The organism is Clostridium sp., assembly GCF_051656525.1.
Lineage (GTDB): Bacteria > Bacillota > Clostridia > Clostridiales > Clostridiaceae > Clostridium.
Genome location: NZ_JBOGCC010000248.1, coordinates 1 through 4799 on the forward strand (window position 1 = coordinate 1; position 4799 = coordinate 4799).

At 50.5% G+C, this 4799-nt stretch carries 4 protein-coding genes; all 4 read left to right on the plus strand.

Annotated features, from left to right (window positions below; genetic code table 11):
- Positions 1–113: 113 nt before the first annotated feature.
- Genes ACRDDY_RS12365 through ACRDDY_RS12380 form a run of 4 tightly spaced genes read left to right on the plus strand, consistent with a single transcriptional unit; the run spans position 114 to position 4725 of the window.
- On the plus strand, positions 114–395 hold the full coding sequence (locus ACRDDY_RS12365) for a hypothetical protein (RefSeq protein ID WP_438565255.1): 282 nt from the start codon (positions 114–116) through the stop codon (positions 393–395).
- Positions 396–397: 2 nt separating this feature from the next.
- Positions 398–877 carry a packaged DNA stabilization gp4 family protein gene (locus ACRDDY_RS12370; protein WP_438565256.1) on the plus strand — a complete coding sequence of 160 codons (480 nt, stop codon included), beginning with the start codon at positions 398–400 and terminating at the stop codon, positions 875–877.
- A gap of 30 nt (positions 878–907) precedes the next feature.
- Positions 908–4420 carry a hypothetical protein gene (locus tag ACRDDY_RS12375; RefSeq protein ID WP_438565257.1) on the plus strand — a complete coding sequence of 1171 codons (3513 nt, stop codon included), beginning with the start codon at positions 908–910 and terminating at the stop codon, positions 4418–4420.
- A gap of 2 nt (positions 4421–4422) precedes the next feature.
- Positions 4423–4725, plus strand: coding sequence for a hypothetical protein (locus ACRDDY_RS12380; RefSeq protein WP_438565258.1), 303 nt, complete (start codon positions 4423–4425; stop codon positions 4723–4725).
- Positions 4726–4799: the final 74 nt, after the last annotated feature.

Here is a 4799-nt window from a genome sequence, read left to right on the forward strand (position 1 = left end):
GTTTCGACATCCTCCCATCATTTGCTATGCTGAACCCAATGATGGCCGGTCAGTTCCACGGCAACCCATAATATCAACAGGGGGCGAAAGCCCCCGCTATCCTGTGAGGTGTTATGCGTACGCTATACAAATCAGGCTCAATGATGGAATTGTGGGGGTATAACGTAGACCACATCGTCGTTGAAGATCACGAAGTTGATGCATATATTTCTGACGGCTGGGTAATGCACCCGTTTGAGCTAGACAAGAAATCAGATCCAGACCAAGACGGTGACGGTAAAATCACGCAAGAAGAGGCGCGAGCATACCTGACCGAAAAAGGCGTTGATCACTCCAAGATGCATTGGAAAACCGCAGTTTCTGAGGCTGCAAAACTGAAGGCGCAAGAGGCTTAATAATGAGCATAACCAAGCTGGATATCGTTAGGCTGGCACTGCGCAAAGCTGCGTTAGCCTCTGACGCAATGCTGACTCAGCCAGACCCTAACACCTATGGTGATTACCTGTTAGACCTTGAGCTGTACGTAGCAGAGCTTGAGCGTAACGGTATCTATCTTGGTTACATCTTTGCACCATCTGGCCAGCCCGTTGACCCTAACGATGACTCAGGCATTCAGCCTGGCGACGTTAACGCAATCGGGTACAACCTCGCAAAGCGCATCCTTATCGACAACATGCGACCTGTGCCTGATGAATTGGCCACTGCCGCAGATGCCGCATACGATGCTATGCTGATGAATCAGATCACGATCCCATCACTCAAGCGCCGCAATGACATGCCGACAGGGGCAGGCAATAAGACATTGGATCCGTGGGATCGGTTCTACCACGAAAAAGAAACAATCAACACCACGGACGGATCACCAATTACACCGTAGCGCGTAGACAGCAGTCTCAGGGAGGAGACGATGCCTAACATTGACCAAATCAACATCTCTGGTGAGCTGACCGGTGAAGATAGATTCCTTATCTATGACCGAGACTCTGGCTCCGCACGCACCGTAACCGCCGATACCGCGCTGTCTTACTATCTTGAAGATATCGTAAATTCAGGCCAAATTAAGACAGTCACAAATATCGAGTATCAAAACCAGTACGTCATTCTGACATTCTCCGATGGCAGCACAAAGCAGGCGGGGCCAATTGCTGGCGGTTCTGGCAATGGCCAAATCCTGATTAACGGCAATCAATCAACATCCATTATTGCTGGATCAGGCATTGCCGCGGATTACGATCAGGCAACCAAGCAGACCACGTTATCCACAATTTCCACAGCATCGATTGGTAACCACTTCGTTGGTATTTACCAAGACCTCCCATCTCTGCAGGACGCCGTAAAGCACCCTGACAATAACTATCAGGCCATTGTAATCAGCCCATCAGAGAAGTATTTCCACTCTGTTGGCGGACAGTGGTTAGAGCTAGCACCGGTTGGCGCAATCCACCCGACATACATTGGCGCATACGACACAGTTCAGGATTTGCAGGCGGCAAGCCCATCCGCAGTAGATCAGAGCGTAGCCATTGTCGGAACTCATGCCCGCGCTTTCTACATCAAGTTGCAGGGCATTTGGAATGCCATTACCGGATCCGACCTTCCATCACTGGCAGCTCGCGTTCAGGTTGTTGAGTCTGGCTTGTCGTCAACAACGGCAATTGCGCACGGCAATACTTCCGCCATCCAGAAGCTCGATCAGGATATCAAGGCTGACATGCAGGTGATGCAGTCAGACATCGCGCAGAAGATTAGCGGCCTGCACGTTGAGGATATTGGCAATCACGCTTTCGATGACATCAACTCACTGCACTTCATAGGCGCAACTGTTAGCGATGACGGATCTCAGCAGGCAACCATCACCATCGACAAGCAGAAGATAAATGTCAGCAACGGTCAGGAACCTAGCTCGAAGAACTTTGACATTGAGAACTTGGAGTTTCCTGGGGCAAGCCTGAGCACCCGCGATAACGGTAAAATTGCAGTTGTGGCACTGACCAATCCGGCGACCGGCATCGATGTGACCGTTGATGGAACCGATTACGCCGACCAAAAGAATATCGAATTTGAGCAGTTCACCGCCGTTAAACAGGGTGACAAACTGGTACTGACACCGACAACATCTGCAGGTGGCGGAAACCTGATCCTTGACGATGGTACTAGCAGCATCGGTGGTATAACTAAGATTGAGGTGCCGACTTCCAAGCTGGTAGATAAATCAGCCGGCGTAGTAGAACTCACCCCGCGCGTGTCATTCGAGAACCTATCGGGCGGATCGGATAGCATAAGCGCCCACTCCGTAACCGTTGCAGCCCCGCTAAAGGTTGAAGGAAGCCGTAACAACCAAGCCGGCCAGCCAGATCCAGACCGTGCAACACTAACCATTGACCCTTCCGCATATGAGCGCCAGCATACTGCCAGCCATCTGGCTTACTTGGCTGACGAGACTAACGTTGTCGGAAAGAAAGGAATCACTAAGCATGCTGGAGCATTGTGGTTCGAGGATGTCATTTTTAGCTCGCCTACCTATATCCAGCTAGATCGAGGCAAGAAACTGATCGGCATTCAGGAATATGACGGACTCGACCCTAACGTGACCGGCGGGCAGGATTACCTGATTGCGTTCCGCGTTAACATGAAAGGCGTTGCGCCGGAAGATGGTGTGATTAAAGTCTACTTGAATGAGTATGACGAGCTGGGTAGAGACTCCGGAATTCTTGTTGACTCCAATAGTCAGCCGATGGCGGCAGAGAGATCTTATAAGGCGGGTGAAAAGCTTGGTGCGCTGGACGTGATTGGCGTTGTGAAAGCCACCGCACTACGATACTTCTCGTGCAATGTTGAAGATACATTCAATGACGCATACCTGACGCTAACAGATCCAACGGAAGGCGTTACCGGACTGATGGTGCAAGCTCTCGCGGCAGGAGAAAAGACCGGCCCAGCGCTGTTACAATTCGAGGCTGACACAAACCAAGATATCAGTTTCAGTTCGCATTACCTTGGGCCGTCTCGTGTTGATTTCGCGTGGTTAATCAGATCTAACGGATTGCCTCAGGTTGTTCCGGCCGGACAGGGCATCACCATGTCTGACGGGTACGGAATTTACAACCCGACAGCGATCAAGTTCGGAACCGTAAATGACCGACTTCAGATTAGCGATGACGGGTCAGGAATTGCAGACTTTAACCTGCATCGCATATTCAGCGCAGAAGAAACCCAAATGATGCGCGACAAGGATGTGACTGTAACCGTTACGCTTACCAACAAGGACGCTGCATTCCGCGTTGCGCTGTTGAAGTGGATCGGAAAGCCTGACATGTTCACGCCGGAGATTTACAAGACGCGCACCAATGATGTGCCGGACATACAAACCAATTGGGTGATAGTCGGTGAACTGTTCATATCCGAAGATATAGTGTCAGTTGACCATAATGAGACAAAGGAATTCACCGTACCGGCTGACGCTAACAACTACGCCATTATGATTTATCCGGTCAATGCTCAGCAGCCAATGACGCTATTCCTTAAAGACCTTAAGGATGACGTAATTAATCCATTTACGGCATACGTGATACATTTCTCTGAGATGGGCAGAGAGCGTGCTCTAGCGTTCAGTGAGCAGCACATGACGCTGTATCAGGACAACCAAGGATACGGAGCGCTGCGCTACACCATTAACGGAAACGACCAGCCAATGCCCATTGGGATGCTTGGAAAAGGATTGGCTGACGTATCCATAGATAACACGCTAAACACTATCGCCGGATCAATGGCGAAAGGTGGCGAGGGTGGACTAGAATTCAAGGCTGATGGAAAGGTTACGATAACTACTGCGCTACGCCTGTGGAATGAAAAGAATGCGGGCGCGGCGGTGATGTTCTGGTATGAGCTGGTCGAAGTTGGCCAGCAGCGCGGCACCATGATTGACGCATCCAAGGGTACGTTCGCAGTTCATGTTGGCGCACAGGCCACGCTGTTCTACATGCCGACATTCTCCATTGACGTTACGTCTGGGCAGCGATTGATACTGCGCGTTACCGGAGATGGACCTGACTGTGCATTCTTGCAATCGGTGAGCCCTTCAGCGCCAATGCTGTACACCACGGTGACATTCGATGAACTCACGGCTGGTGCATATGACGATCCGTTTTCCGGCATAGATATGAGCAGCTTCACTAATGTGAGATACGGCTTTGCTACTGCAGATATCGACTTTTTCAACAAATCGTCAATCAATGTTCAGGTTGATATTCCCGACGATGTGGATCTTGTTGTGTTGTCGGCGATTAAAGAAAATCAGGATCTGAGCGTTGAGTCGGTGGCAAGGCTTGGCTGGAAGTATTTCAACGCAACCAAGATACTATCCATTTCATTTGGCGAGACAGTTCCAGTGGGTCGGGTGATATTAGGGATTTCAGCATGAGAATGTCAGACGGAAAGCACCATCAATCCACGCCATCTATGGAGTGGTCATTCACCATCCCTGATGGCAGGACTAGCGTTGAGCTGTTCGGCGTGTACAGTGCGGACTTGAAAACGCTGATCCCGCATGACAGCTACGATATCATCAATGGTGTGATGACCATTTACTTCAGTGCCAGTACGGGCGCTGTATCTGGAGTTGCACGCTATGAATATGATGTTGACGGAGGTAATGGCAATCCTTCTACTGTTACAGGTTGTGGTGGAACGATTAACGTAGTGCAGAACAACTACCCAAAGGCCTAACCGCACGCATTCCGCACGGGGAGAGTCTTGTTTTCGAGAACCCCGATGGTAGTGACGGCGCGGTTCTCACGTAC